This is a genomic window from Paraburkholderia yinzeri, from assembly GCF_046581065.1.
GTDB lineage: Bacteria > Pseudomonadota > Gammaproteobacteria > Burkholderiales > Burkholderiaceae > Paraburkholderia.
Map to the genome: position 1 here is coordinate 1,388,607 of NZ_JBFOCJ010000001.1, position 25,668 is coordinate 1,414,274.

24 protein-coding genes are annotated in these 25,668 nt (G+C 62.3%); 9 read left to right on the forward strand and 15 right to left on the reverse strand.

What is annotated here, in order from left to right; genetic code table 11:
- Nucleotides 1–34 precede the first annotated feature (34 nt).
- The 6 genes from WJ542_RS06655 (at nt 35) to WJ542_RS06680 (ending at nt 5,712) form a co-directional block, all read left to right on the forward strand.
- Complete coding sequence (locus WJ542_RS06655; RefSeq protein ID WP_411188519.1) at nt 35–1,273, forward strand: oligosaccharide flippase family protein; 1,239 nt, start codon at nt 35–37, stop codon at nt 1,271–1,273.
- Nucleotides 1,274–1,419: 146 nt separating this feature from the next.
- Complete coding sequence (locus tag WJ542_RS06660; protein WP_411188520.1) at nt 1,420–2,451, forward strand: glycosyltransferase family 4 protein; 1,032 nt, start codon at nt 1,420–1,422, stop codon at nt 2,449–2,451.
- Nucleotides 2,451–3,272, forward strand: coding sequence for a heparin lyase I family protein (locus WJ542_RS06665; protein ID WP_411190496.1), 822 nt, complete (start codon nt 2,451–2,453; stop codon nt 3,270–3,272). The genes WJ542_RS06660 and WJ542_RS06665 overlap by 1 nt, the downstream gene beginning before the upstream one ends.
- A 70-nt stretch (nt 3,273–3,342) precedes the next feature.
- A complete protein-coding gene (locus WJ542_RS06670; RefSeq protein ID WP_411188521.1) occupies nt 3,343–4,038 on the forward strand; it encodes a WecB/TagA/CpsF family glycosyltransferase in 696 nt (231 codons plus the stop codon).
- Between the two features lie 9 nt (nt 4,039–4,047).
- Entirely contained in the window at nt 4,048–5,262 is a 1,215-nt protein-coding gene (locus WJ542_RS06675) for an oligosaccharide repeat unit polymerase (protein WP_411188522.1), read from the forward strand.
- Between the two features lie 234 nt (nt 5,263–5,496).
- Nucleotides 5,497–5,712 carry a serine O-acetyltransferase gene (locus WJ542_RS06680; protein WP_411190497.1) on the forward strand — a complete coding sequence of 72 codons (216 nt, stop codon included), beginning with the start codon at nt 5,497–5,499 and terminating at the stop codon, nt 5,710–5,712.
- Between the two features lies 1 nt (nt 5,713).
- On the opposite strand, the gene WJ542_RS06685 is transcribed toward WJ542_RS06680, so the two are convergent.
- The 12 genes from WJ542_RS06685 to WJ542_RS06740 form a co-directional block, all read right to left on the reverse strand.
- Entirely contained in the window at nt 5,714–6,592 is an 879-nt protein-coding gene (locus WJ542_RS06685) for a M48 family metallopeptidase (protein ID WP_411188523.1), read from the reverse strand.
- 72 nt (nt 6,593–6,664) lie between these two features.
- Complete coding sequence (locus tag WJ542_RS06690; RefSeq protein WP_411188524.1) at nt 6,665–7,426, reverse strand: lysophospholipid acyltransferase family protein; 762 nt, start codon at nt 7,424–7,426, stop codon at nt 6,665–6,667.
- 74 nt (nt 7,427–7,500) lie between these two features.
- On the reverse strand, nt 7,501–8,064 hold the full coding sequence (gmhB, locus tag WJ542_RS06695; protein ID WP_411188525.1) for a D-glycero-beta-D-manno-heptose 1,7-bisphosphate 7-phosphatase: 564 nt from the start codon (nt 8,062–8,064) through the stop codon (nt 7,501–7,503).
- A gap of 30 nt (nt 8,065–8,094) precedes the next feature.
- Nucleotides 8,095–10,194: a glycine--tRNA ligase subunit beta gene (gene glyS / locus WJ542_RS06700; RefSeq protein ID WP_411188526.1), complete on the reverse strand. Its 2,100-nt coding sequence runs from the start codon at nt 10,192–10,194 to the stop codon at nt 8,095–8,097.
- Nucleotides 10,195–10,210: 16 nt separating this feature from the next.
- Nucleotides 10,211–11,218: a glycine--tRNA ligase subunit alpha gene (glyQ, locus tag WJ542_RS06705; protein WP_411188527.1), complete on the reverse strand. Its 1,008-nt coding sequence runs from the start codon at nt 11,216–11,218 to the stop codon at nt 10,211–10,213.
- Between the two features lie 159 nt (nt 11,219–11,377).
- Nucleotides 11,378–13,105, reverse strand: coding sequence for an apolipoprotein N-acyltransferase (gene lnt / locus WJ542_RS06710; RefSeq protein ID WP_411188528.1), 1,728 nt, complete (start codon nt 13,103–13,105; stop codon nt 11,378–11,380).
- Between the two features lie 232 nt (nt 13,106–13,337).
- Entirely contained in the window at nt 13,338–14,231 is an 894-nt protein-coding gene (locus WJ542_RS06715; RefSeq protein ID WP_411188529.1) for a CorC family transporter, read from the reverse strand.
- Nucleotides 14,232–14,431: 200 nt separating this feature from the next.
- Nucleotides 14,432–15,106, reverse strand: a complete 675-nt coding sequence (locus WJ542_RS06720) for a gamma-glutamylcyclotransferase (RefSeq protein WP_411188530.1) — start codon at nt 15,104–15,106, stop codon at nt 14,432–14,434.
- 30 nt (nt 15,107–15,136) lie between these two features.
- A complete protein-coding gene (gene ybeY, locus WJ542_RS06725) occupies nt 15,137–15,598 on the reverse strand; it encodes an rRNA maturation RNase YbeY (protein ID WP_411188531.1) in 462 nt (153 codons plus the stop codon).
- A 35-nt stretch (nt 15,599–15,633) separates the two neighbouring features.
- Entirely contained in the window at nt 15,634–16,731 is a 1,098-nt protein-coding gene (locus WJ542_RS06730) for a PhoH family protein (RefSeq protein ID WP_411188532.1), read from the reverse strand.
- 35 nt (nt 16,732–16,766) lie between these two features.
- Entirely contained in the window at nt 16,767–18,140 is a 1,374-nt protein-coding gene (gene miaB / locus WJ542_RS06735) for a tRNA (N6-isopentenyl adenosine(37)-C2)-methylthiotransferase MiaB (protein WP_411188533.1), read from the reverse strand.
- A 187-nt stretch (nt 18,141–18,327) separates the two neighbouring features.
- Complete coding sequence (locus WJ542_RS06740; protein WP_411188534.1) at nt 18,328–19,296, reverse strand: LysR family transcriptional regulator; 969 nt, start codon at nt 19,294–19,296, stop codon at nt 18,328–18,330.
- A 102-nt stretch (nt 19,297–19,398) separates the two neighbouring features.
- Here WJ542_RS06740 and WJ542_RS06745 point away from each other — a divergent pair, with 102 nt between their 5' ends.
- The gene (locus WJ542_RS06745; RefSeq protein ID WP_411188535.1) at nt 19,399–20,589 is read left to right on the forward strand and encodes an MFS transporter; all 1,191 of its coding nucleotides are present in this window, start codon (nt 19,399–19,401) and stop codon (nt 20,587–20,589) included.
- Between the two features lie 51 nt (nt 20,590–20,640).
- Here WJ542_RS06745 and WJ542_RS06750 read toward each other — a convergent pair whose 3' ends face one another.
- Complete coding sequence (locus WJ542_RS06750) at nt 20,641–21,327, reverse strand: HAD family hydrolase (RefSeq protein WP_411188536.1); 687 nt, start codon at nt 21,325–21,327, stop codon at nt 20,641–20,643.
- Between the two features lie 193 nt (nt 21,328–21,520).
- Between WJ542_RS06750 and WJ542_RS06755 the strand changes: the two genes are divergently transcribed.
- Complete coding sequence (locus tag WJ542_RS06755) at nt 21,521–21,898, forward strand: hypothetical protein (RefSeq protein WP_411188537.1); 378 nt, start codon at nt 21,521–21,523, stop codon at nt 21,896–21,898.
- Nucleotides 21,899–22,160: 262 nt separating this feature from the next.
- On the opposite strand, the gene WJ542_RS06760 is transcribed toward WJ542_RS06755, so the two are convergent.
- The gene (locus WJ542_RS06760) at nt 22,161–22,358 is read right to left on the reverse strand and encodes a hypothetical protein (protein ID WP_027794297.1); all 198 of its coding nucleotides are present in this window, start codon (nt 22,356–22,358) and stop codon (nt 22,161–22,163) included.
- 676 nt (nt 22,359–23,034) lie between these two features.
- Here WJ542_RS06760 and WJ542_RS06765 point away from each other — a divergent pair.
- Nucleotides 23,035–23,868 (forward strand): ferritin-like domain-containing protein, encoded by an 834-nt coding sequence (locus WJ542_RS06765; protein ID WP_411188538.1) that lies wholly within the window; start codon nt 23,035–23,037, stop codon nt 23,866–23,868.
- A gap of 147 nt (nt 23,869–24,015) precedes the next feature.
- On the opposite strand, the gene WJ542_RS06770 is transcribed toward WJ542_RS06765, so the two are convergent.
- A complete protein-coding gene (locus WJ542_RS06770) occupies nt 24,016–25,647 on the reverse strand; it encodes a DEAD/DEAH box helicase (RefSeq protein ID WP_411188539.1) in 1,632 nt (543 codons plus the stop codon).
- Nucleotides 25,648–25,668 lie beyond the last annotated feature (21 nt).

The following is a 25,668-nucleotide window of genomic DNA, read 5'->3' on the forward strand; positions in this document are numbered from 1 at the left end:
CCGGTCTGAGAACAGCGGGCGTGTCGGGCGAAATGTGTTTTTGATGGTCATGTCCTTGGCCGGCAACTACATCGCGTCGTTTGCCACGTTTCCCTACTTGACCCGTGTGCTGGGCCCAGAACACTTCGGGCTCCTTGCGTACGCGATGTCAATCGCCGCGTATGGTGCATTGCTCTCCGAGTGGGGATTCAGTCTAAGTGGACCGCGAGCTGTTGTTGCATGTCGTTCTAATCGAGAAGCGACAAATCACCTGATCTGGTCCGTGATTGGTGGGAAAGCTCTGATTTGTGCTATATGCACGGCTTTTTTATTGGGTTATATAGCTCTGGGCACCGGAACCAGGGACTCGCAGATTGTGCTTTTGGTGTCATGGAGTGGTGTTGCGGCAAATGTTTGCACTGTGTACTGGTTATTTCAAGGGCTGGAGAAATTCAATTTAATTTCTGCTTTGGTGTTTTCCAATCGCTTGGTCACAGTGCCTTTGACATTTTTCCTGGTCAAAAAACCGGATGATATCTGCATCGCGGCTGCAATTCAGGCAACGGGACCAATCGTCGCCGCATTTATTTCGCTTCTGATCGCTTACAAAGAGGGTTATATAGGGAGGCCCGTTCTAAAAATTTCCTCGATCATGAAGCAACTGCGGGATGGAACGGATATGTTTGTTGCGACAGCTTCTGTGACATTGTTCGGATCCGCTAATTCAGTTATTTTGATGCATTTTTCCGGCGCTTATGCTGCTGGGATATATGCAGGTGCGGACAAAATCCGGGTTGTGGCGAATCTTGTTCCTGCACAAATAAGTGCGGTTGTGTACCCACGGATTGAGCGTTTGCTCCGATCCGATCGAAGAGTAGCAGCGAAACTTATCGTCTATGGGGTATCTGCAACAGCGATTATATCTGCCGCGACTGTGTCTGTTATCGCAATCAATTCAGACCTCATTGTTCGAATCGTTCTTGGAGCCGCATTTCAAGGTGCTGGGAACGTTCTTTTCGTGCTCTGCTTTTCCGCTATCTTCGGAAATCTTGCCTATTTTATAGGTTTGCAGATATTGGTGCCCTCAGGTGCGAGCAGAAAGAGATCGGTGTCAATATTCGTTGCTGGGCTGATAAATATAACACTCTCGCTGGCTATGGTACCCAAGCTCGGAGCGAAGGGCGCCGCCGAAGCATTTGTCATTTCTGAAGCGATCATATTTATGATCTACGTGGCGTTGATTTTTTGGAATGAAAGATCAAGAAGAATTCTTTCTCTTTTTTCATTTAAATGATTCTGATGTAAAGGTCAGCTTTGGTGTCCGGGTTCAGCGAAATTATATTGGATAGCGTGAAAATGAAGAGTTCCAGGTCCACAAAGACGATTCAGGTCCTTCACGTTGGCCCCGGAAGAGGACAGCGAGGTGGAATTGCGTCGGTTATGGACGAGTTGGCACGGGAGCAGGAAAATTTTCGTGTCCGGGGAATCGAGATATCATCATTTGAAACTGGCGGATTCGGGAATAAGAGGGGGCAATTGAAATTCCTGTTTTTTGATATCCCCCAGTTCGTATGGAAAATGATGCGCTTTCCCGATATTGTTCATTTCCATGTTTCGGTAAAGGGCTCGTTCGTTCGGAAATTTATTTTTTTCATTTTGGCGAAATTGCTCAAAAGGAAAACGATATTTCATTTGCATGCCGGGAATTTTACCGATTTCTGGGCCCAAAGCAGTAAGTGTATCAAGTTTGCTATCGAATACTTTGTCGCTAAAGCTTGCGCAACGGTAGCTGTTTCCAATGCAGTAGGTTTCGAGCTCGTAAACATTGGGGCCGACGCTGGGCGATTACACATCATTGGCAATTCTGCCCGGTTTATAGAGGAAGCTGCCGGTCGAAATGACGGGCAGACAGACCAACAGGGTGCGACCAATTACGTGGCCTTTGCCGGCCGTCTTACCGAAGAAAAAGGCGTCAGGGACTTATTGGCGGCTGTGAGCCTCTTGAAGTATGAGGGCGTGCGCGTTGATGTTCGGTTGGCTGGAACCGGGGACACGAAGAAGTGGGCGCGGTATGCCGAATCTTCTGGGATTGACGATCAGGTGTTTTTTTGGGGCTGGTTAGACGGGGACGAGAAGATAAATTTCCTTCGTAACGCCAGGCTGTTCTGCATGCCGAGCCATTACGAAGCATTCGGCATTGCAACGCTGGAAGCCATGTTTTGTAGTCTGCCCGTTGTTGGCGTAAATATCGGTGGATTCCCCGATCTTGTCGAAAATCAGGTGTCTGGATTTCTCGTCGAAAAATCGAACAAGGGCGCATTAGCACGGTGTATCCGGATGCTTATCGAGGACCGCTTCCTGGCGGAAAGAATGGGTAAAGCCGGAGCCCGACGCGCGATCGATCTATATTCGACGGCTCGTGTAATTGAGAAATACACAGAATGTTACGAAGATATGATGGCGAGGGCTTGATGAAAGAAAAGCGAACCGGCCCGGTTGCGACTCTGCCGGGATTTTTCTTTGTTCGCTGTCTGATGGTTTTCTTCCTTACGACGGGGTGCGTCTTCGCGAGCGCGGCTATCGCGAATAGCAACGGCAGGCCTCAGCCTACGTTGCTATTTAGCGCTGATTGGGCCAAAGGGATTTCGAAAGCATTTGGTGTCCAGGCAAACGCAGGCGATCTCGAAGTGATTCCCGATCCAACTGGAAAATTCGAAAGAGTACTCCGGGTGACACTAAACCGGAGCGAAGATTTCGCACACGTTGAAAACGGTGTTCCACGTGGAGAGCTTTTGTTTCCAGCACCTGTTCGCTTTGAGCAGGGTAAAGAATATATAGTGAAATGGTCAACTTTGCTTCCGTCGGATTTTGAATTCGATGCTAAACAGCTGGTAATCATTACTCAGATTAATCAGGGTCACTGGCTGGGTGGCCCGACTGTAGCGCTCGCCCTTGAGGGAGCGAAGTACGCCATTTCCCAGCATGGTGGCGTACATCACGAGCAAGTCTCGGCTGGAGAGTGGCTTTGCTGTGCGGACAAAGACAAGGGGCGATGGGTGAACTGGAAGTTGGACTACGTTTCCGACGAAACGGGGAACGTCGCAAGTACCAGGCTGTTCAAGGACGATCTGCTCGTCTTTGATTCCGAGGGACACCCTAACGCGTACCCGGGAGTCGAGGATTCTTATTTTAAGATTGGGCTCTATAAGCCGGATTGGAATAAAAAACCTACCGACATTAACAGAATTTCTATTTTTTATGGCCCGGTCTCGATATACGTAGTAGCAAGGTGACAGACAAATGCCAAGCAGAAGTCAATGGAATCACATCAATTTATTCGGTTGTACTATGGATGCAGTAACCATGGACGACTCAGTTAGCTGGATAACCGAAAGAATCGAGGCTGGACGGTTCACTCAGCACGTTGTCGTAAACGTCGCAAAAATTGTGAACATGCAGTCCGATGAAAATCTCGCCAATTCAGTTCGCGCATGCGATATCGTCAATATTGACGGTATGGGTGTGGTCTGGGGGGCACGGTTTCTTGGTCTTCGCGTTCCGGAGCGTGTCGCGGGAGTCGATCTCTTTGAGCGCCTTCTTCAGATGGCGGAGACGCATGAATTCCCCGTCTTCTTTCTAGGGGCAACTTCCGAAGTCGTCGAGGAGGCCGCAAGACAATGTTGCCATCGCTACCGGAATTTAAAGCTGGCAGGATTGCACCACGGATATTTCGGAAACGATGAGGCGCAGGTTGTCGAGAAGATAAGAAAATCAGGGGCTCGGCTGTTATTCGTTGCCATTAGCTCACCGAAGAAGGAAGTGTTTATTAATCGATGGAAAGATAAACTGGGAGTCGACTTCGTGATGGGAGTCGGTGGTACGTTTGACGTCGTAGCTGGAAGGGTTAGTCGCGCACCGATTTGGATGCAAAAAGCAGGCCTTGAATGGCTGTATCGCGTTTTCCAGGAGCCAGGTCGGATGTGGCGTCGATATCTCGTTACAAATAGCCGTTTCGCGATAATGCTTGCACATGCGTACATAAGAAGATATTGGGCCTAGGCGATTATTATGAAGACTAGTGATCTGGATGATGCAAGGCGAGCCCCCAAAGGGGAAGCCAATATATTCCGTCGAGCCAATCCATTTGCGATCTTTGTAGCTGCCTATGCGGGTTATAACGTTCTTGGTTTAGTGGATGCTCCGTGGATCATCAAGGGGACATACGATAAAACACTGTGCTGGGAATTATTTGCGATTGGCATGGCGGGGCTTTTCATAGGGTATTTTTCGGCGCCGCGCTTGAAAATCCGGCAACCGGTAGCTCTAAAAAAATTCAGAAAATCGAAGCAACTGACAATCCTGTTTTTCCTGATTTTTGCTTTCTGTATTTCTGCGGCTATTGTACTTAATCATGGCCTTCCGTTGCTGCAAGGGGAGGCGAGATTCCAGAATTCGGCGTTGCTTTCAAATCTGGCTCCGCTGTATGGTTTCTGGATATTGACAAGGATGATATCGGATTTAGAGAGAAAAAAACGCCCCGGGATATTTCAGCCAATTGTTTACATAGTTGGGATTTTGATTCTGGGCTATAGATCGCCCGTGCTCGCTTTTGTCCTGACATATTATTGCTATTGGGTGGTTTTTAGGCTTTCGGGTTCGCGTGCTATTTGGTTAAGCGTATTTGTTGGCGGCGCACTTGGCCTGTTTGCGGCTTGCCTTTCACTCTTCAGAATTTCACAGAACTACGACGTTGCGCGCTTTTTTGAAAATGTCGATTTCAATTTTGTGCTGGCCCATAAATATATTTTGCCGTTGGTGCCCGCATTGTCGATGTTCGATTTCAGCCAAAGCACGATCGCAAAAATAGGCATCGCGCTGAAGGAGCCTATGTATGGCGGCCTGATGATGAGCAACTTTGAGACTCTTCTTCCGGGCAAGCATTGGGGGGCGAGAAACGTTATAGGTGATTTGACTGGGGCGCGTTGGGTTGCAGGGCGCCCGATGAGCATTACACCGACGCTGCAAGGGGCTTTATATACGGATTTTGGGTATGTTGGGGTATTTGTCGGCTTGTTTTTGATTGCCTGGTTTATTCGCTGGTATCGGAATTACGCATTTTCGCATGGCGTGGATTCCAGATTTTGCTTTTGCTATTTCTTTTCATTAAGCTTGATGTCGATTCACGCTGGATATTGGGACGTGAATTTTATATTTGTTGGATTCTTTGTAGTTTTGATAAAGATATTCGACGCAATGAAAAATAATTTGGGCGGACAAGGGTGAATTTTTTTGGAGGGATTGATCTTGATTTATATATATAGGGTATCGAGATTTTTTTTCAATTGCGGCGTGCCATTTATCCCGTGGATTCTGAAAATTATCAACAGGATAGTGTTTAGTGTATCCCTTCCACCCTCGGTGGTAGTGGGTAAGAATGTAGTATTTGGCTACCAAGGTTTGGGAATCGTTGTGCATCGACATGCCAGGTTGGGAAATAATATAATTATTTCTCCCAACGTGGTTATTGGTGGACGCGGAAAACCAGGGGCACCGGTTATACTGGACGATGTCTTGATTGGCGCTGGAGCCTGCATTCTCGGGCCGGTTGTGGTCGGTAAGGGCGCTAAAATAGGCGCTAATTCCGTAGTGTTGCAGGATGTTCCTGCGTATTCGACGGTAGTTGGGGTGCCTGCAAAGATCGTTCTGGACAAAATTGCGGATAGGCAACTCTAACTCACATCCCCGGCACCATCTCCGGCGGATGTTGCTTGAGTGCCTTCCTCGCTTCCCGAAACTCCGGAAAAATCGACTCCACGGTCCGCCAGAACCTCGGGCTATGATTCATCTCCCTGAGGTGCGCGAGTTCATGCGCCACGACGTAGTCCACAACGGACAGCGGAAAATGAATCAACCGCCAGTTGAGCCGGATCCGCCCTTCGCTCGAGCAACTACCCCAGCGAGTGGCCGCAGAGGAAAGCGCATAAGACCGGAACGCAACCCCAAGCTTCGCGGCATAGACCCCAAGCCGTTCGCCAAAAACCCGTGTCGCTTCGCCTTGCAGCCATCCAGTCACGCGATCCTTGATCTGCTGCGAATCGGCATGTGGCGGCAATGGCAAAGCGAGCACGCGCGTTGCCTCATCGAAGTCGAGAACGGAAGCCCCAAGCCGCAGCCGTATCGGCTTGCCGAGATAGGGCAGCTCCGCCCCATTCTCCCATTCCACGCGCGGCAGCGCGCGCTGCTCCACACGCGTTTGCCATTCGGCCAGTTTCGCGAAAATCCACCGCTGTTTTTCGGCAATAGCCGTTTCGATGTCGGCAAGTGTGACCCACCGCGGTGCCGTGATGGAAAGCCCGGTACCGTCGATGACAAAGCCGATCGATTTACGCGACGATCGTTTGAGCCGGTAATGCAGTGTGCGGGCACCCAGGGCGAGACTGCGCAGCCGCGTGCCGTCCGGAGCGAGCGGCGCTTTGCCCGGGTGCTGTGAGGGTGTCGGTGTAGGCGAGGGCGAACCCGGCAGCACGTCCGGCGCCGCTTCCCTAAAAAGCGGCAAGTCGAGCTGCCGGTTATCGAGCGCCGCAGCAGGCCGCGGCGTGTTGGACTTCTGCATCGTCAGGTCGGGTGCGATTGAGCGTGTGCTGCGTGCGCGATGCTCGCGTCGCTCAGTTGCGGCCCGCGCACATCAGATGCGTGCCGTATTGGCCGACGCGCCATCGGTCTCGCGATACGCCGCCGGATCGATGCGTCGCATTTCGGCTTCGATCCACTTTTCCACGCGCGTATTCACGGCGTCGGGCGAGAGTCCGGTCGTCTCGATCGGCTTGCCGATCGACACCGTGACTATACCCGGATATTTGATGAACGAGTTGCGGGGCCAGACGCGGCCCGCACTGTGCGCGATCGGCACGACCGGTGCGCCGGTTTCGATGGCGAAGCGTGCTCCACCGGTCTTGTACTTGCCCTGTTTGCCCGTGGGCGTGCGCGTGCCTTCCGGGAACATGATGACCCACGCGCCTTCCGCCATGCGCTGTTTGCCCTGGCGCGTCACCGAACCGAAAGCATGCTTGCCTTCCTTGCGGTTGATATGGACCATCTTCAGCATGCCGAGCGCCCAGCCGAAGAACGGCACGTAGAGCAGTTCGCGCTTGAACACATAGCACAGCGGACGCGGCATCAGCGCGGGAAAGGCAAGCGTCTCCCAGGCCGACTGGTGCTTCGAGAGGATCACCGCCGGCCCGTCGGGCAGATTCTCCATGCCTTCTATCCGGTAGCGAATGCCGTTGAGCCAGCGCGTGACGAACAGCGTCGTGCGGCACCAGCCCACCGCCATCCAGTAGCGCCGGTCGGCGTTCATGAACGGGAACGCGATGAAGCACGCCGTCGCGTACGGCATCGTGAACACGATGAAGTAGATGAACAGCAGCAGGGAGCGGAGAAAGCGCATCGGTCGGGCCGGGAGGATTGAGCGGGTGGCGCCGTTGTGCGCGCCTCACCCGGTCGGGTTAGCGTCGCATGAGTTCAGGCGGACTCGTTGGCGAGGAAGTCGAGTGCGAACGCGCGCAGGTCGTCATGGATCTGCGTGCCTTCGGGCAGGCCGCCCGCAGCGAGGGTCTTTTCGCCTTTGCCGGTGCGCACGAGATGCGTGGGAAAGCCGAGCGCGGCGCCCGCCTGCAGGTCGCGCAGCGAATCACCGACCACCGCGGTTTCCTCCGGCGCCACTTCGAAGCGTTCCGAGATCATCTTCAGCATGCCGGGCTTCGGCTTGCGGCAGTCGCAGTGGTCCTGCGCCGTGTGCGGGCAGAAGAACACCGCGTCGATGCGTCCGCCCACGGCGGCCGCGAGGCGGTGCATCTTGATGTGCATGGCGTTGAGTGCGGCCGTGTCGAACAGTCCGCGGCCGATGCCCGACTGGTTCGTCGCCACCGCGACGCGGTAGCCCGCCTGGTTCAGGCGGGCGATCGCTTCGAGGCTGCCGGGGATCGCGATCCATTCGTCGGGCGACTTGATGTACGCGTCGGAGTCGACGTTGATCACGCCGTCGCGGTCGAGGATCACGAGTTTTCTGCTGGAGCTGGTCGGCATGGCGTCGCGCTCAATAGTGGGCCAGTGGCATCACGCGGCCAGCCGCGAGATGTCGGCGACGCTGTTCATCTGCCGGTGCAGCGCCTTGAGCAGTGCGAGGCGGTTGGCTCGCAGCGCCGGGTCTTCGGCGTTCACCATGACGTCGTTGAAGAACGTGTCGACCGTTTCGCGCAGCGCCGCGAGCGCCGTGAGCGCGCCCGTGTACTCGCGCGAAGCGAGCTGCGATTCCACGCGCGGCGCGACCTGTTCGAGCTGCGCATGCAGCGCCTTTTCCGCGGCTTCGACGAAGAGCGCGATCTGCACGCCGGCATCGTCGGCCATCTCGGACTTCTTGAGGATGTTCGAGATGCGCTTGTTCGCGGCGGCAAGCGAAGCCGCTTCGGCGAGCGCTGCAAACTCGCGCACGGCGTCGAGGCGCGCGACGATGTCGTCGAGCCGCGTCGGGTTCAGTGCGAGCACTGCGTCGATTTCGGCGGCGGCGTAGCCGCGCTCGCGCAGCACGCCACGCAGGCGGTCCATGCAGAATTCGTAGATCGCGGCCGTCGAGTCGGTCACGGCGGGCACGTTGGCGAACTGCGCCTGTGCGGCGCGCAGCAGAACGACCAGGTCGAGCGGCAGTTGCTTCTCGACGAGAATGCGCAGCACGCCCAGTGCATGACGGCGCAGCGCGAACGGATCCTTTTCGCCGGTGGGCGCGAGGCCGATGCCCCAGATGCCCACGAGCGTTTCCAGCTTGTCCGCGAGTGCGACGACCGTGCCCGTGGTCGTGGTCGGCAGCGCGTCGCCGGAAAAGCGCGGCTGGTAGTGTTCCGAGCACGCGATGGCCACTTCCTCGGCCTCGCCGTCGTGGCGCGCGTAGTACGTTCCCATCGTGCCTTGCAGCTCGGGGAATTCGCCCACCATGTCGGTCAGCAGGTCGGCCTTCGCGAGGCGCGCACCGCGCTTCGCGAGCTCGACGTTTGCGCCGCACTGCTGCGCGATCTCGCCCGCGAGCGCTTCGAGGCGCTCCACGCGCTGCAACTGCGAGCCGAGCTTGTTGTGATACACGACGTTCGCGAGCAGCGGCACGCGGTCGGCCAGCGGCTTCTTCTTGTCCTGCTCGAAGAAGAACTTGGCGTCGGCCAGACGCGGCCTTACGACGCGCTCGTTGCCTTCGACGATCTCGTCCGGCGTATCGGTCGCGATGTTCGAGACGATCAGAAAGCGCGAGCGCAGGCGGCCCTGGTCGTCCGTGAGCGCGAAGTACTTCTGGTTCGTCTGCATGGTGAGGATCAGGCACTCCTGCGGCACCTGCAGGAATTCGTCCTCGAACTTGCATGCGTACACGACCGGCCATTCGACGAGCGAGTTCACTTCGTCGAGCAGCGTTTCGGGCATCACGACCTTGTCGTCGCCGGCCGCGGCGATCAGTTGCGAACGGATCGATTCGCGGCGGTCTGCGTAGTTCGCGATCACGTAGCCCTTGTGCTGGAGCGTGTGCGCGTAGTCGTCGGCGCGCGTGATGGCGATCGGGCCTTCGGAGAGGAAGCGGTGGCCGCGCGTGGTATCGCCGGCGTCCACGCCGAATGCGCTCACCGGCACGATCTGGTCGCCGTGCAGGGCGGTCAGGCGATGCACGGGACGCACGAACTGCACGTTGCTGCCGTCCGGGCGCTGGTAGGTCATGACCTTCGGGATCGGCAGCTTCGTGAGCGCTTCGTCGAGCACGGCCTGCAGGCCGTCGGCGAGCGTCGCGCCGGGCGCCGCGTAGCGCAGGAAGAACGCTTCGTTCTTGCCGTCCGAGGCGCGTTCGAGGTCGCTCACGGGGAAGTCGGGGAAGCCCAGCGCCGCGAGTTTCTTCGCGAGCGGTGCGGTGGGCTGGCCGTTGGCGTCGAGCGCGACCGAAACGGGCAGCACCTTTTCGCGCACCTGCTTTTCGGGTGCGACGCTGCGCACGTTCTTGATCGTCACCGCGAGGCGGCGCGGCGTGGCGTAGCGTTCGAACGAGAGATCGCCTTCGATCAGGTCGCGCGCGGCGAGGCGCTGCGCGATGCCTTCGGCGAAGGCGTCGCCAAGGCGCGCGAGGGCCTTCGGCGGCAGTTCCTCGGTGAGCAGTTCGACGAGGAGAGTGGCGTGATGGGCTTGGGTCATTGTTCTGGTGATCCGGTCATTCCTCGTCGAACTTGCGTTCGACCTTCAGCGGCGGCGCCCACGCGGGCATCGCGGCTTCCTGTTCGTCGGTCGTGAGGCCGGGCACGCCGTGCACCGGATTGCCGAGCATCGGGAAGCCGAGCTTTTCGCGCGACTCGTAGTACGACTGCGCCACGCTGCGCGAGAGCGCGCGAATGCGGCCGATGTAGGCGGCGCGCTCGGTCACGGAGATCGCGCCGCGCGCGTCGAGCAGGTTGAACGTGTGCGCGGCCTTGAGCACGAGCTCGTAGGCGGGCAGCGCGAGCTGCTGCTCCATCATGCGCTTCGCTTCGCCCTCGTACGCGTTGAAGAACGTGAACAGCAAGTCGACGTTCGCGTGCTCGAAGTTGTACGTGGATTGCTCGACTTCGTTCTGGTGGTACACGTCGCCATAGGTGAGGCGGCGCAGCTCGGGGCCGTTCGGACCTTGCTCTTCCCACTCGGTCCAGACGAGGTCGTACACGTTCTCGACCTTCTGCAGATACATCGCGAGACGTTCGAGACCGTAGGTGATTTCGCCGAGCACCGGCTTGCAGTCGAGGCCGCCCACCTGCTGGAAGTAGGTGAACTGCGTGACTTCCATGCCGTTCAGCCACACTTCCCAGCCGAGCCCCCAGGCGCCGAGCGTGGGGTTCTCCCAGTCGTCCTCGACGAAGCGCACGTCGTTCTGCTTGAGGTCGAAGCCGAGGGCTTCGAGCGAGCCGAGGTACAGGTCGAGGATGTTTTCCGGCGCGGGCTTGAGCACCACCTGGTACTGGTAGTAATGCTGCAGACGGTTCGGGTTTTCGCCGTAGCGGCCGTCCTTCGGGCGGCGCGACGGCTGCACGTACGCGGCGCGCCACGGCTCGGGGCCGATCGCGCGCAGGAAGGTGTGGACGTGCGAGGTGCCGGCGCCGACTTCCATGTCGATCGGCTGGAGCAGCGCGCAGCCCTGCTTGTCCCAGTAGGACTGGAGCGTCAGGATGATTTGCTGAAACGTGAGCATGAAATGCCTGCAGTTTGCTTTTTTGGGGCAGGAAACCACGGCCCCGGCGGCGCGCACGGGCGAGGTGCCCGGCAGCCCTGGCCGGGCGACGGCCTGGTGCTAAAACGTTGAATTTTACCGGATTGGCGCGGTATTGAGACCTGGGCGGCGATTGTGAGGTTAGTGCGGGGTCTTGCCGCGCCCCGGCCGTCCCGGCCCGAAGGCGAAGCCGAACGCCAGCATCAGGAGCGAAATCGCGACCACGGTATTGTTGCCGCTCGTCACGTAAGGCGTGAATCCCGCTGTGCTTTCGATGCGCACGTCGAGCGAACCCGCCGTGAAGGTGGGCAGGCGCGCGATCACGCGGCCGTGGGCGTCGATGGCGGCGGTGGTGCCGGTATTGGTGGCGCGCAGCATGGGCCGGCCGGTTTCGAGCGAACGCATGCGCGCGATCTGCAGATGCTGGTCGAGCGCGATCGTGTCGCCGAACCAGGCGAGATTCGTCGAGTTGATGAGGATGCCGGGCGAGGCCGGATTTTCGCGCACGGTGCGGGCGATCTCTTCGCCGAAGATGTCTTCGTAGCAGATATCGACGGCCACCGGCTGGCCGTGCACGAGGAACGGCGCTTGCACGGGCAGGCCTCGGGCCATGTCGCCGAGCGGGATATTCAGCATGGCCACGAACCAGTGGAAGCCCAGGGGCACGAATTCGCCGAAAGGCACGAGGTGGTGCTTGTCGTAGCGATAGAGCCCGGGCTTGCCCGGCGTGATGCCGAAGAGGCTGTTCGTGAAGTCGACGATACGGCCGTCCGGCGTGATCGTGCCGCCGATCGCGCCGAACAGGATGGCCGTGCCGGTGGAGTCGGCGAAACGCCGGACCGCGAGGGCGAAGGGCTGGGGCATGTCTTGCAGCAGCACGGGGATCGCGGTTTCGGGCGTGACGACGAGGTCGGCAGGTTTTTCGGTGATGAGCTGCTGGAATTCGCCGAGCGCGGCCATCGTGCCGGCATCGGAGAACTTCATTTCCTGCTTGATGTTGCCTTGCAGAAGGCGCACGTCGAGCGGTGCGCCGGTAGGCTCGGTCCACGGCACGAGCGGCAGCAGCAGTCCGGCGACGATCGCGGCCACCGCGACCCCCGCCGGCATCGCGACGGCGGCGCGCGGCGCACTGCGGCGTTGGGCCGGCGCCGCGGGCTCGTCGCCGGAGGGACGGCCTTTCAGCGCCCACGCGCGGACCAGCGCCTGCGCGACCAGCGCCGCGACGAGGGCAAGCACCCAGCCCACGCCATACACGCCGGCGATCGGGGCGTAGCCGGCGAGCGGGCCGTCCACCTGTGCGTAGCCGCTCGCGAGCCACGGGAAGCCGGTAAAGACATAACCGCGCGCCCATTCGCCGAGCGCCCATGCGCTCGCGAAGGCAAACGCGCCGTGCCAGGTGGGCGAGAACGGAATGTCGTCCGCAAGGCCGTTGCGGGCATGTCCCGCGCAGAACGACCAGACCGCCGCTGCCAGCGCGGGATAGAGCCCCAGATAGAGCGAGAACAGGACGAGCGCGGTGCCCGCGAGCGGCGCGGGCATGCCGCCGTAGTCGTGCATGCTCACGTACAGCCACCAGACGCCGCTCACGAAGTTGCCGAAGCCGAAGGCCCAGCCCGTGAAGAGCGCGCTCTTCCAGCCGGTCGTGCGCGTGAGCCAGAAGTAGAAGCCCGCGAAGATGGCGATTTCGAGCCAGCCGCCGTGCGGCGTGGGCGCGAAGGAAAGGGTGTTGAGCGCGCCCAGCGCGGCGGTGGCGAGATAGTGCCAGACGGGCAGCGCCCGGCGCGCGGCGCCGGTGGCGTCCTGCGGTGCCTCGGTCGGCGCTTCGATGGGTGCGCCGGTGCGCGTGCGGGAGTCGATCGGTTCGGACATGGAATCGGGTTGCGCTGGGCTTGCGCGGTTGTGTGGCCTGAGTTGCGGCGGTGCGCGAGGTGAGACGGACGCGCAGGCGGGCAGCGAGCGCAACGATAGCATTTTCGCGAGTCGGTTTTCGATCCCGGCCGACGCATGGGGAGGCCGGGCGAAGCGGCCTTTCGAAAAGCAAACGCCGGCCCGCAGGCCGGCGCTGTGTCGCCGCGCGGCAGAAGCGCCGCCGGCGGGCGGTTCAGGTTCCCGGCGGCTGCAGCTCGCTTTCGCGCAGGCCGGCCATCGGGTCGCGGCGCACGAGCAGCATGTGGACCTGGCGGGCGTCGGCGCGCAGCACCTCGAAGATCAGGTCGCCGATGCGCACTTTCTCGCCGCGGTGCGGCACGTGGCCGAAGTGGTGCGTGACGAAGCCGCCGATCGTGTCGACTTCCTCGTCGGGGTAATGGGTGCCGAACGCCTCGTTGAATTGTTCGAGCTCGGTGAGCGCCCGCACGCGGTGGCGCCCGTCCGGCGCCGCGATGATGTTGCCGCTTTCCTCGTCGAAGTCGTACTCGTCCTCGATGTCGCCGACGATCTGCTCCAGCACGTCCTCGATCGTGATGAGGCCCGCGACGCCGCCGTATTCGTCGACGACGATCGCAATGTGGTTCCGGTTCACGCGGAAGTCGTGCAGCAGCACGTTCAGCCGCTTCGATTCGGGGATGAACACGGCCGGGCGCAGCATGCCGCGCACGTCGAATTCTTCTTCGGCGTAGTAGCGCAGCAGATCCTTCGCGAGCAGCACGCCGATGACGTTGTCGCGGTTGCCCTCGTACACGGGATAACGGGAGTGCGCCTTTTCCAGCACGAAGGGGATGAAATCGTCCGGACGGTCGGCGATGTTGATCGCGTCCATCTGGGCGCGCGGGATCATGATGTCGCGCGCGCACAGTTCGGAGACCTGGAACACGCCTTCGATCATCGACAGCGAGTCGGCGTCGATGAGATTGCGGGCGTGCGCGTCCTGGAGGATTTCGAGAAGCTCGCTACGCGAGTCGGGCTCGGGCGAGATGAAGTCGGTCAGTCGCTCGAGCAGCGAGCGCTTTTCCTGCGGTTTGTCGGTATGTCGTCGACTGGGATAGGAGTCGTTCATGGTGGTGCGCCTTGATAGCCTGTTGATGGCCGGGCGCGCTGTTGCGGAGCGTTAAGGATACATCATGCCCGTGGCGCGCCTGTGTAACCCAGGTGCGCCGGCCACCCAATCCTAACGCAGATGCTGCGCGGGCGCGTGGTCAATCAATATGGGTTGGGCAAGGCGGGGCGCACGACGGGCGCCGGGGATTGCCGCGCGCGTCAGGCGCAGCGCGCGAGCAGCCGCTCCAGGGCGCGGTCCGGCATGCCGGTCTCGCGCAGCGCGTCCGCGGTGCGCCGCACGTAGTCGAGCGTCGTGCCGTAGCGCCCGCACGCGCAGCCAAGCACCGTGCGCAGGGTGTCGTCGGTGAGCTTGCCGGTGTAGGTGGGCACGTCGCGGCGCATGACGAAGGCGAGGGCTGAAACGCGTCGCCCGTCTTCGAGCGCGCAGGGCAGCCATGCGGGCCGGTAAGAGCCCATCGGCATTTCGCGGTGCCAGAGCGCTTCGAGGTGGGGCATCACGCCCTCGGCGGCGAGGCGGAACGCCACGCCTGCGCACGAGCCCCCGCGATCGAGCGCGAGCACGAGCCCAGGCTGCTCGGGCGTGCCGCGGTTCACGCGGGACCACAAGTAAAGCCCGCGGTGAAACCCGTGCACGCGCGAGCGCACGTTTTCGACGGTGGGAAGTCCCGGGTTCCAGATCAGCGAGCCATAGCCGAAGAGCCACAGGTCGCTCGTGCGGTCCCAGTCCGCAAGCGTGCCGTCGAGCGAGGCGCGCAGTTCGGCTTCGGTGAGCAGGCGCGGTTCGCCCAGCGCCGGCGGGTAGCCGGGGCACGGTGCGGGCGCGGTGCCGCCCGAGGGCGGTTCGGGAATCGGATCGGGGGTCTTCGCGCTCATCTCGTGCAGGCCGGGCAGGGACGCCGGGGCTTATTGGTACGGATCGGGAAAGCCCAGCGAGGTCAGAATTTCGGTCTCGATGCCTTCCATTTCCTCGGCCTCGGCCTCTTCCTCGTGATCGTATCCCTGCGCGTGGAGCGTGCCGTGCACGAGCAGGTGCGCATAGTGCGCGGCCAGCGGCTTGCCCTGCTCGGCGGCTTCCTTTTCGACCACGGGGCAGCAGAGGATCAGGTCGCCGGTGACGGGATCGTCCTCGCTCTCCGCATAGGCGAAGGTCAGCACGTTGGTCGAGTAGTCCTTGCCGCGATAGGTGCGGTTGAGCGTGCGGCCTTCCTCGGCATCGACAAAGCGCACCGTCAGCTCGGCGTCCGCGAAGAGCGCGGACTTCACCCACGCCGCCACGGTCGCGCGCGGCAGCGCCGCCTTGTGCTGCGGGAACGCCTTCGCGGCGGGGAACTGCACGGTCAGTTTGAGTTTCGGTGTGCGGGCCATAAAAGCTCGGGCAGCGCTTGCGGTCACGCGGGCATTCAGCGAGCGTCGCCGTTGCCTTCGTCCTTTTTCGAGTGAGCGTCGTACGCCTCGACAATACGCGCGACGAGCGGATGGCGCACGACGTCGGCACTCGTGAAGCGCGTGAGCGCGATGCCGCGCACGTTCGCGAGCACCTGCTGCGCCTCGATGAGGCCGCTCTTGTGGCCGCGCGGCAGGTCCACCTGGGTGGTGTCGCCGGTCACGACGGCCTTCGAGCCGAAGCCGATACGTGTGAGGAACATCTTCATCTGCTCGGGCGTGGTGTTCTGCGCCTCGTCGAGGATGATGAACGCGTGATTGAGCGTGCGGCCGCGCATGTAGGCGAGCGGCGCGATCTCGATCATCTGCCGTTCGAACATCTTCGCGGTCTTGTCGAAGCCGAGCAGGTCGTAGAGCGCGTCGTACAACGGACGCAGATACGGATCGACCTTCTGCGCGAGGTCGCCCGGCAGGAAGCCGAGACGCTCGCCCGCTTCCACGGCCGGGCGCGTCAGCACGATGCGCTTGACCTGGTCGCGTTCGAGCGCGTCCACGGCGCAGGCCACGGCGAGATAGGTCTTGCCGGTGCCGGCCGGCCCGATGCCGAACGTCACGTCGTGCGAGATGATCTGCTTCAGATACTCGCGCTGCGCGGGCGTGCGGCCGCGCAGGTCGGCGCGGCGCGTGTAGAGCTTCGGGCCGAGTTCTTCGGCGTCCAGGCCATCGCCCGCCGGTTCGTCGAACGGATGATCGGGGTCGCCGCGAAAGCGCGGGTCGATCTCGCCAGCGCCGCCATTGCTGCCATTGCCGCCGTTAGCGCTATTGCGCGCGTCGTTCGCCGGGTTGCCGCGGTGGCGCGTTTCCACCAGCGCGAGCTGGATATCGTCGACGGAAAGCGGGTTGCGCGCCTGGTTGTAGAAGTTCTCGAGAGCGGCGAGCGCGAGCTTCGCGCCGCGGCCGCGAATCGCGATCCGGTGGCCGCGGCGCGAGAGCGTGACGTCGAGCGCCTGTTCGATCTGCCGCAGATTTTCGTCGAGCGGGCCGCAGAGGTTGGCGAGCCGCGCGTTGTCGTCGCGCGGCGCGTTGAATTCGAGTTGCTGTTGCTGATTCTTCAAGGTAGCAGTGAACTCCGGTTCAGGGCTCGCGCCGTTCAGTGCGCAAGCGCCGACGTGTCTTCGTGCGCGAGCACCAGCTCGCCGCGCAGCGAATGCGGATACGCGTGATTGATCTTCACGTCGATCATCTGGCCGATCAGGCGTGCGTGCGAGGCAAGCGGCGCCGGGAAGTTGACGACGCGGTTGTTCTCCGTGCGGCCCGAAAGCTCGCTGGGATCCTTGCGTGACGGACCTTCCACGAGGATGCGCTCGACGCGGCCCACCATCGACTGGCTGATGCGCTGCACGTTCTCTTCGATCGTGGCCTGCAGGTGCTGCAGGCGCTTGAGCTTGACTTCGCGCGGCGTGTCGTCGTGCAGGTTCGCGGCCGGCGTGCCGGGACGCGGGCTGTAGATGAACGAGAAGCTCGTGTCGTAGCTCATCTCTTCGACGAGCGCCATGGTCTTCTGGAAGTCCTCTTCGGTCTCGCCCGGGAAGCCGATGATGATGTCGGTCGAAAGCGAGAGGTCGGGGCGGATTGCGCGCAGCTTGCGGATCACCGACTTGTACTCGAGCACCGTGTAGCCACGCTTCATCGCCATCAGCACGCGGTCGGAGCCGTGCTGCACGGGCAGGTGCAGGTGGCTCACGAGCTTGGGCACCTTGGCGTAGGTGTCGATGAGGCGCTGCGTGAATTCCTTCGGGTGCGAGGTCGTGTAGCGGATGCGCTCGATGCCGGGAATGTCGGCGACGTATTCGATCAGCGCGGCGAAATCGGCGATGTCGGTCGAGCCGACGGTGAGCGCACCCCGGTAAGCGTTCACGTTCTGGCCGAGCAGCGTGACTTCGCGCACGCCCTGGTCGGCGAGGCCGGCGATTTCGGTGAGCACGTCGTCGAGCGGCCGCGACACTTCCTCGCCGCGCGTGTACGGCACGACGCAATAGCTGCAGTACTTGCTGCAGCCTTCCATGATCGAGACGAACGCACTCGGGCCTTCCACGCGCGCGGGCGGCAGATGGTCGAACTTCTCGATCTCGGGGAACGTGATGTCGACCTGCGCGCGGCCGCTCGCGCGGCGCGCGTCGATCATCTGCGGCAGGCGGTGCAGCGTCTGCGGGCCGAACACGAGGTCGACGTACGGCGCGCGCGCAACGATCGCCGCGCCTTCCTGGCTCGCTACGCAGCCGCCCACGCCGATCAGCAGGTTCGGGTTCGCTTCCTTGAGTTCGCGCACGCGGCCGAGGTCGGAGAACACTTTTTCCTGGGCCTTCTCGCGTACCGAGCAGGTGTTGAACAGGATCACGTCCGCGTCTTCGGGCGTGTCGGTTTTCACTAAACCTTCGGCAGCGCCGAGCACGTCGACCATCTTGTCGGAGTCGTACTCGTTCATCTGGCAGCCAAAGGTCTTTACATAAACTTTCTTGGTCATCGGGATTCGCCGTTCGCAGTGGTTGACCTGGGGGCGTCGTCCGGGTGCTGCGGGTCTGGACTACGGTGAAAAAGGGGGCTGAATCGCGCGGCTTGTTTCGGGTTTGCTTCGGCTTCGTGGCGCTTTTGTTTACACGTTCTTTTGGTACGCGTTTTTCGAAGCCGAACCGCGATTCGGTAATCCAACATTATAGCCTTTTGCGCCGTCCGCCCTCGGGCGCCGAAACGGGAGCGCACGGCACGAGCGCATCCAGTTCGTCGGCTACCTGCGCGAAGCGCGCGGTGAGGAAATCGAGTACGACACGCACGCGTGGCGCGACGAAGCGGTTGCGGTGGTAGAGCGCGTGCAGCGGCGCGTCCGGATAGCGCCAGTCGGGCATGAGGATCTTGAGGCGCCCGGCGCGCAGGTCGTCGGCGACGTCCCAAATCGATTTCACCGCGAGGCCATAGCCGCGTAGCGCCCACTGGCGCGCGACGGCGCCGTCGTTGGTCTCGAGCGCCGTTTCCAGCGACACCGTGTGCTGCTGGATGACGTCGCCGCGCGCGAAGCGCCATTCGTTCACGGGACCCGCCGCCGAGCCGATCACGATGCAGTCGTGCTCCACCAGATCGCGCGGCTCGCGCGGTTCGCCGCGCCGCGCGAGGTAGGCGGGCGAGGCGCACAGCACGCGTCGGTTCGGCGCGAGCGGCCGCGCGACCAGCGAGCTGTCCTGCGGCGTGCCGAACCGGATCGCGAGGTCGATGTCCTCCTGCACGAGATTCGCGAGCGAGTCGGTGAGCATCAGCGCGAAACGCACTTCGGGGTATTGCTGGCGGAATTCGTCGAGCCACTGCATCAGCAGATTGCGGCCGAAGTCGGAAGTCGCCGAAATCCTCACCTTCCCGCGCACGACGTTCTGGCCCTCCTGAAGCGCGGCCTTGGCGTCGTCGAGCGAGCGCAGCGCCTGCTCGCTGCAGTTCAGGTAAAGACGGCCTTCGTCGGTGAGGCGCAACTGGCGCGTGGTGCGGTCGAAGAGGCGCGCGTGCAGGCCGGCTTCGAGGCGCGCAAGTCGCGCGCTCGCCGCCGCGGGCGTGAGGCCCAGCTTGCGCCCCGCCGCCGAAAGGCTGCCGAGCCGCGCCGCTTCGACGAAAAGCCGGATGTCGCCCAGATTGTCCATCGCCGCGATTTTCAGATTACGTTTGAAAATGATTCAAATGCTACGCCAATTATCAAATTGATGCGGCGCAGCGACAATGCCTGAACGTTTCTGGAGTCTGCGATGCCCATTCCCCTGCTTGCGCTGGCGATCAGCGCTTTTGCCATCGGCACCACCGAGTTTCTGATCATGGGCCTGTTGCCCGAGGTCGCGCACGACCTTGCGGTGTCGATTCCCGCTGCCGGTCTCCTCGTGACCGGTTATGCGCTCGGCGTCGCCGCGGGCGCGCCGCTGCTCGCCGTGCTGACGAGCCGTATGCCGCGCAAGCTCGCCCTGCAACTGCTGATGGGCATCTTCATTGTCGGCAACGTGCTGTGCGCGGTGGCCACGAACTATCCGCTGCTGATGGTCGCGCGCGTCGTCACCTCGTTTGCGCACGGGTCGTTCTTCGGCATCGGCGCCGTGGTGGCCGCCTCGCTCGTGAGCGCCGAAAAGCGCGCAAGCGCGATCGCGCTGATGTTCACGGGCCTCACGCTGGCGACCGTGCTGGGCGTGCCGTTCGGCACGGCCATCGGCCAGCAGTTCGGCTGGCGCGTGGCTTTCTGGATCGTCAGTGCGCTCGGCGTGATTTCGCTCGCGGGCGTGAGCGCGCTCGTGCCGAACCATCACGACAGCGCACCGGCCGGGCTCGGCCATGAAGTGCGCGTGCTGCGCGATCCGCAGGTCTGGATGGCGCTCGGCATGACGGTGCTCGGCTTCGGCGGCGTGTTCGTGGTGTTCACCTATATCGCGCCGATCCTCGAGCAGGTGAGCGGCTTCTCGCCGCGCGGCGTCACGCTGATGCTCGTGCTGTTCGGCCTCGGACTCACGCTCGGCAATACGCTGGGAGGCAAACTTGCCGACCGCGCGCTGATGCCCTCGCTGATGGGCATCCTCGTGCTGCTGGTCCTCGTCATGGCCGTGTTCACGAAGACGAGCCACGCGAGCCTGCCCGCCGCCATCACCGTGTTCGTCTGGGGTGTTGCCGCGTTCGCGACCGTGCCGCCGCTGCAGATGCGCGTGGTGGCGAAGGCCGCGGCGGCGCCGAATCTCGCCTCGACGCTCAACATCGGCGCCTTCAACGTCGGCAATGCGATGGGCGCGTGGCTTGGCGGGCTGGCGATCGCGCACGGCGTCGCGCTCGATTCGCTGCCGTGGGTGGCCGCCGCGGTGTCGGTGGCTGCGTTGCTGCTGACGGGATGCGCGGCGCGGCTCGACGGCCGCGCCGCGGCGGTGCGCAACGCGCGTGTCGCGGTGGGGCAGGATGCCTGCTGAGCGGCGGTGCACCGGTGCGGCCGGACTGCGCCGGTACCGCCGCTCGCGCGGCTAGGACTGCACGTCGCCGAATTCCCCGCGCACGCCTGCTTCGACGAGCGCGGGCAGCTCTTCCATCCGTTCGATGATCCGGTTGATGCCCATTTCCCGCAGCACGTCCGCATAGCCCGCGGGAATGTGGCTCGCGCCGACGAACGCGATCGTTTTCATGCCGGCGGCTCGCGCTGCGTTCAGGCCTGAGATGCTGTCCTCGACGACGACGCAGCGCGCCGGCTCGACGCCGAGCGCCTGGGCGGCATGCAGATAGACGTCCGGATAAGGCTTGGGCCGCGCGACCTGTTCGGCGCTGAACACGCGTTCGCCGAAGATCGCATCGAGCGCCGCGCGGTGCACCGACGCCCTCACGCGCGCGAGGCGGCTGTTCGACACCACGGCGGCCGGCAGCGCGATCTGGCGCAGGGCATCGCGCACGCCGTTGATCGGGCACAGCGATTCGGCGAGCGCGATCTCGATGTTGTGGTCGATGGTATCGAGGAAGTCGCCGGGCATCGTGAGCTGAAAGCGCGCCGCGACATCGTCGAGAAAGCGCGACGTCTGCTGGCCGAAAGCCGACTTCACGACGGGGTGGAAATCGACGCCGGGAAAGGTGCGGCTCAGCGTTTCGAACAGCACGCGATCGGCAATGACTTCGCTGTCGACGAGCACGCCGTCGCAGTCGCAAATAAGGTGGTCGATCATGCGTCAGAGAGCGGGCAAAACGGCGGACTGCCGGCAACGCGGCGGGTCCGGGTGGGCGGAGGGCTGAAAGCATCATGATACGTGTTTTTATGTCCATCGCCCGAACGGCCAGGAGGCCGGGCAGCGCGCGCGATGCGACAATAGGCCAATCGAGCGTGACAGACGAGTCGTTCAACCGAAGAGAGGAGAAGACATGCGTGGACTGGCGATGATCGGCGCGGCGGCATTGCTGGCGGGATGTGCAAGCACGCCGGCGCCCCAGGGCGGCGGATTTGGCGGACCGTCCTTCGCCGCCTTGCAGCAGATGTGCGGCGGCCAGCCGGTCGACTTCGGCGCCGACACTCAGGCGGTCTACGCCGCGACCTTCGACGCCTATGTCGCCAACCGCCGCGGCAAGCTTTCACAGGAGCAGTACTGCGGCTTCCAGGCGGCGCTCGCGCAGCATTACAACGCGCTTGGCACGAGCCACGATCCCGATGCGCGCAATCAGTGGGTGGCGTATCTCAACCAGCAGCGGGCCGCGGCCATTAGCTGGCGCGCAGCGGTGGACCCCACCTTGCGCGCGGGCTGAAGGCCGGGCAACGTGTCGGGCAGAGCTATCGGGGGTACTACCGCGGAACGCCCCGGGCAACGCGGCTGGAAAAAGTGGTCACGCGGGCATGAAGCGCGCGGGTCCGCGTGACCATGCACTGCAGGCGCGTTCGTCTGAAGCCGTGCGCCTGCATCGGGGATGGATTCGACGAAGCGGTTCTGCGGATGCTTCCCGCGCTCCGCCCCAGCCGAAAACTTTGACAGGTCAGTGGGAGAGCGCCTTGTACGCGGCGCCCGCTCGCCTAGGAACACCGTTTGATGGCTCGCAGCGCGGTGTCGCCGCTTTCGGTGAGTCGCCATTGCTGGCGGCCCGAGGCCAGTCGTTCCAGTTGAACCAGTTGTCGCTCGAGCAAGGCGTCCAGCTCTTCTCGTTCCATGTCGATCTGATTAGGCGCGTCCTTCACTAGAAGCAGGGTGGCGAATTCATGCGGACTCAGCATCGTTCTCTCCGTGTTACCGCATTAGAGGTCGCCGCGGTGAGCCACTAGGGCGGTCTGGCGACAGAATGCGGTGGGTGTGAGCGAAAGCCTGCAACCGCGCGGATCGTTTGCTGGACACATCAGCCAGCGTCTGTGGCCAAAACGGCGCCCAGAGCGGTAGCCAAACGGCATCCAGCCCGGGATCGGCGGCGGGGAACTGGAGTGTAGTCAAAGGGGCTGCGTTGTACAAACCACGCCCCGAAAATTTTCCGTTTGACATTCACCCCGTCGAGCAGCGGGTTGTGCGAGCGGGCAAATCCTTGATTTCACTTCAAGTTTACGTCGCGGTGCCACAATGCGCGGCGGATCGAGCGTTTGCGCGAACCCTGGGCCGATGCCCGGAATTTCCCGGCGTCGGGCCGGATCCGTGCGCCGGGTTCGCTTAATGCGTCCCGCAGGGCAAAGTGCCTGCCCGTCACTGCCGACCGGCGGCTCCGGTGGGGACCGTTCAAGGCGTCTTTTTCCGGAACTGGACCTGCCGGGAGCGGTCTGTGCTCTTTGACTGCAACCTGGCGAAACAACAGCTAAGATGGATCACAGATGGCTGGTACCTTCCACCGCGCAGGAAGGCCGGTGCAGGTCGCACGCTGCGCCGCGCGCTGCGCGGATACGGATACCGCTTTGGGAGTACAAGACAATGCATAACGACATTGAGCTTCGCCACGTGATGCCCTGGCGCATCGAAGACATTGACCTTACACGCATTGATCGTCAGCGCGCTGCGGTCAACGAAGACCTGATGTTGCTGCTGTGTGCCTCGTCGTTCATCGAGAGCGGCTCGGACCTGTACACCAGCAATCTGAGCGTGTTCTTCAATGGCGACCCAGAGGTCTCGGAATGGCTCAACACCGAGTGGGAGCCCGAGGAGCTTCAGCACGGCCGCGCGCTGAAGACCTACATCCAGTACGTGTGGCCCGAGTTCGACTGGGATACCGCGTTTCACAACTTCTTTACGGAATATTCGAAGACCTGCTCGTTCGAGGAGTTCGAGAAGACGCGCGGGCTCGAAATGGTGGCGCGCTGCGTGGTCGAAACGGGGACGGCCACGCTATACCGTGCGATCGGCGAATGCTCGGACGAGCCGGTGCTCAAGGAGATCACCGACAACATTCGTTCCGACGAAGTGCGCCACTACAAGCACTTCTTCCGCTACTTCAAGAAGTACAACCAGATTGAAGGCCAGGGCCGGCTGGCGGTGCTCGGCGCGTTGCTGCGCCGGGTGATGGAGATCAAGAACGAGGATTCGGAGATCGCGCTGCGTCACGTGTTCGCAATACGTTATCCGGATCGCGTGAACGACCCCGCTTACAACCGCGAACTGACTGCGCGCGTGAACCGGCTGGTGCGGCACAATCTTTCTGCAGACATGTGCGTGAAGATGTTGCTCAAGCCGCTCGATATTCCTGCGCGGATTCAGCCCAGCGTGCACTATCCGCTCGCCAAGATCACGCAGCACGTGTTCTTCCGCTAGGCAGGCGCGCTGCGCGTCGCAGGCAAAAGGCCCGCCGGATGTTCGGCGGGCCTTTCTGTTATGCGAAGACTTTCTCGCGCAGTCTGTAAAACGAAGTCGACGACGGTCGGCCGGGGCCTGGCCAACCGTCGCGTAACGCGTAACGGATCAACGGTCGTGGGTGCCGCGGCCGTTGCGGCGCGCGTCGCCGCCGGGCCGGCCGCTCAGCAGCGCGCCGGGATTCGACTGCGCCTTGCGTTGCGGGCGAGCTGCGGCGCCTTCATGTGATGCACCGCGCGTGCGGTCGTGGTCACGTGCGCCTTCGCGGCGCGTGTGTTCCGCACGCGACGCACCCGCGCCTTGCCCCTTTACAGGCCGTGCGCCACCCGCGGGCTTCGATGCACGCTGCTGTGCACCGTTGCCGTTGCCGTCGGCGTTCCGGTTGCCGCCAGGCTGACCGTTGCGATTACCGCCGCGATTGCCCGAGCCATTGCCGCCGTTGCGAGACTCGCCCCGCCCATCGTCGCGCGCCTGGGCGGGCTTGGCCTTGCTGCCGCCCGCGTTGCCGCGTGCCTGACCCTGACCCGAACCTTGCGCCTGGCGCGGCGCGCGTGCGCCGCCGCCCTGGCTGCGCCGCTGGATCGGCTCGGGCCGGGCGTTCGGGTCCGGCTCGAAGCCGGGAATCACTTCCTGCGGGACGGCGCGCTTGATGAGCTTCTCGATGTCCTTGAGCAACTGGTGCTCGTCGACGCATACGAGCGATACGGCTTCGCCCGTCGCTCCTGCGCGTCCCGTGCGGCCGATGCGGTGCACGTAGTCCTCGGGCACGTTCGGCAGGTCGAAGTTGACGACGTGCGGCAACTGGTCGATGTCGATGCCGCGCGCCGCGATGTCGGTTGCGACCAGCACCTGCAGCGTGCCGTCCTTGAACTCGGCAAGCGCGCGCGTGCGTGCGGACTGGCTCTTGTTGCCGTGAATCGCGAGCGCACTGATATCGTCCTTCGTGAGCTGCTCGGCGAGACGGTTCGCACCATGCTTCGTGCGCGTGAACACGAGTACCTGGAACCAGTTGTGCTGGCGGATCAGGTGCGTGAGCAGTTCGCGCTTGCGGTCGCGATCGACGGGATAAACCTTCTGCGCCACGGTCTCCGCCGTGGTGTTGCGCCGCGCGACTTCGATGAGCGCGGGCGAATCGAGCAGGCTGTCGGCGAGCGCCTTGATCTCGTCGGCGAAGGTGGCCGAGAAGAGCAGGTTCTGGCGCTTCGGCGGCAGCTTGGCGAGCACGCGCTTGATATCGTGGATGAAGCCCATGTCGAGCATGCGGTCGGCTTCGTCCAGCACGAGGATTTCGAGCTGGGAGAGGTCGATCGTCTTCTGCTGCATGTGATCGAGCAGGCGCCCCGGCGTGGCGACAACGATGTCCACGCCGCGCTTCAAGGCGTCGATCTGCGGATTGATGCCGACGCCGCCGAACATCACCGTGGAGCGCAGCTTCAGGTACTTGCCGTAGGCACGCACGCTTTCTTCCACCTGCGCGGCGAGTTCGCGCGTGGGCGTGAGGATCAGTGCGCGGACCACGCGCCTGGCCGTTGCCGCAGGCGGCATTTCCGAGAGGCGCTGGAGGATCGGCAGCGTGAAGCCGGCGGTCTTGCCGGTGCCCGTCTGGGCGCCGGCAAGCAGGTCGCCGCCGTTCAGCACGGCGGGGATGGCTTGCAGCTGGATGGGCGTGGGCGTCGTATAGCCCAGTTCGTTGACAGCGCGGACTAGCGGTTCGGACAAGCCGAGAGAATCAAAGGACATAAACACTCTTTCTTGTTGCGA

Excerpts from the sequence above, each read along its gene's own strand:
- WJ542_RS06745 (WP_411188535.1), top strand. The coding sequence starts at position 19,399 with ATGCCCATTCCCCTGCTTGCGCTGGCGATCAGCGCTTTTGCCATCGGC.
- WJ542_RS06720 (WP_411188530.1), bottom strand. The coding sequence starts at position 15,106 with ATGAGCGCGAAGACCCCCGATCCGATTCCCGAACCGCCCTCGGGCGGC.
- WJ542_RS06670 (WP_411188521.1), top strand. The coding sequence starts at position 3,343 with ATGGACGACTCAGTTAGCTGGATAACCGAAAGAATCGAGGCTGGACGG.
- ybeY (WP_411188531.1), bottom strand. The coding sequence starts at position 15,598 with ATGGCCCGCACACCGAAACTCAAACTGACCGTGCAGTTCCCCGCCGCG.
- miaB (WP_411188533.1), bottom strand. The coding sequence starts at position 18,140 with ATGACCAAGAAAGTTTATGTAAAGACCTTTGGCTGCCAGATGAACGAG.
- glyQ (WP_411188527.1), bottom strand. The coding sequence starts at position 11,218 with ATGCTCACGTTTCAGCAAATCATCCTGACGCTCCAGTCCTACTGGGAC.
- WJ542_RS06665 (WP_411190496.1), top strand. The coding sequence starts at position 2,451 with ATGAAAGAAAAGCGAACCGGCCCGGTTGCGACTCTGCCGGGATTTTTC.
- WJ542_RS06660 (WP_411188520.1), top strand. The coding sequence starts at position 1,420 with ATGGACGAGTTGGCACGGGAGCAGGAAAATTTTCGTGTCCGGGGAATC.
- WJ542_RS06770 (WP_411188539.1), bottom strand. The coding sequence starts at position 25,647 with ATGTCCTTTGATTCTCTCGGCTTGTCCGAACCGCTAGTCCGCGCTGTC.
- lnt (WP_411188528.1), bottom strand. The coding sequence starts at position 13,105 with ATGTCCGAACCGATCGACTCCCGCACGCGCACCGGCGCACCCATCGAA.
- WJ542_RS06765 (WP_411188538.1), top strand. The coding sequence starts at position 23,035 with ATGCATAACGACATTGAGCTTCGCCACGTGATGCCCTGGCGCATCGAA.
- WJ542_RS06740 (WP_411188534.1), bottom strand. The coding sequence starts at position 19,296 with ATGGACAATCTGGGCGACATCCGGCTTTTCGTCGAAGCGGCGCGGCTC.
- WJ542_RS06755 (WP_411188537.1), top strand. The coding sequence starts at position 21,521 with ATGCGTGGACTGGCGATGATCGGCGCGGCGGCATTGCTGGCGGGATGT.
- WJ542_RS06760 (WP_027794297.1), bottom strand. The coding sequence starts at position 22,358 with ATGCTGAGTCCGCATGAATTCGCCACCCTGCTTCTAGTGAAGGACGCG.
- WJ542_RS06675 (WP_411188522.1), top strand. The coding sequence starts at position 4,048 with ATGAAGACTAGTGATCTGGATGATGCAAGGCGAGCCCCCAAAGGGGAA.
- WJ542_RS06690 (WP_411188524.1), bottom strand. The coding sequence starts at position 7,426 with ATGCGCTTTCTCCGCTCCCTGCTGCTGTTCATCTACTTCATCGTGTTC.
- WJ542_RS06685 (WP_411188523.1), bottom strand. The coding sequence starts at position 6,592 with ATGCAGAAGTCCAACACGCCGCGGCCTGCTGCGGCGCTCGATAACCGG.
- glyS (WP_411188526.1), bottom strand. The coding sequence starts at position 10,194 with ATGACCCAAGCCCATCACGCCACTCTCCTCGTCGAACTGCTCACCGAG.
- WJ542_RS06750 (WP_411188536.1), bottom strand. The coding sequence starts at position 21,327 with ATGATCGACCACCTTATTTGCGACTGCGACGGCGTGCTCGTCGACAGC.
- gmhB (WP_411188525.1), bottom strand. The coding sequence starts at position 8,064 with ATGCCGACCAGCTCCAGCAGAAAACTCGTGATCCTCGACCGCGACGGC.
- WJ542_RS06715 (WP_411188529.1), bottom strand. The coding sequence starts at position 14,231 with ATGAACGACTCCTATCCCAGTCGACGACATACCGACAAACCGCAGGAA.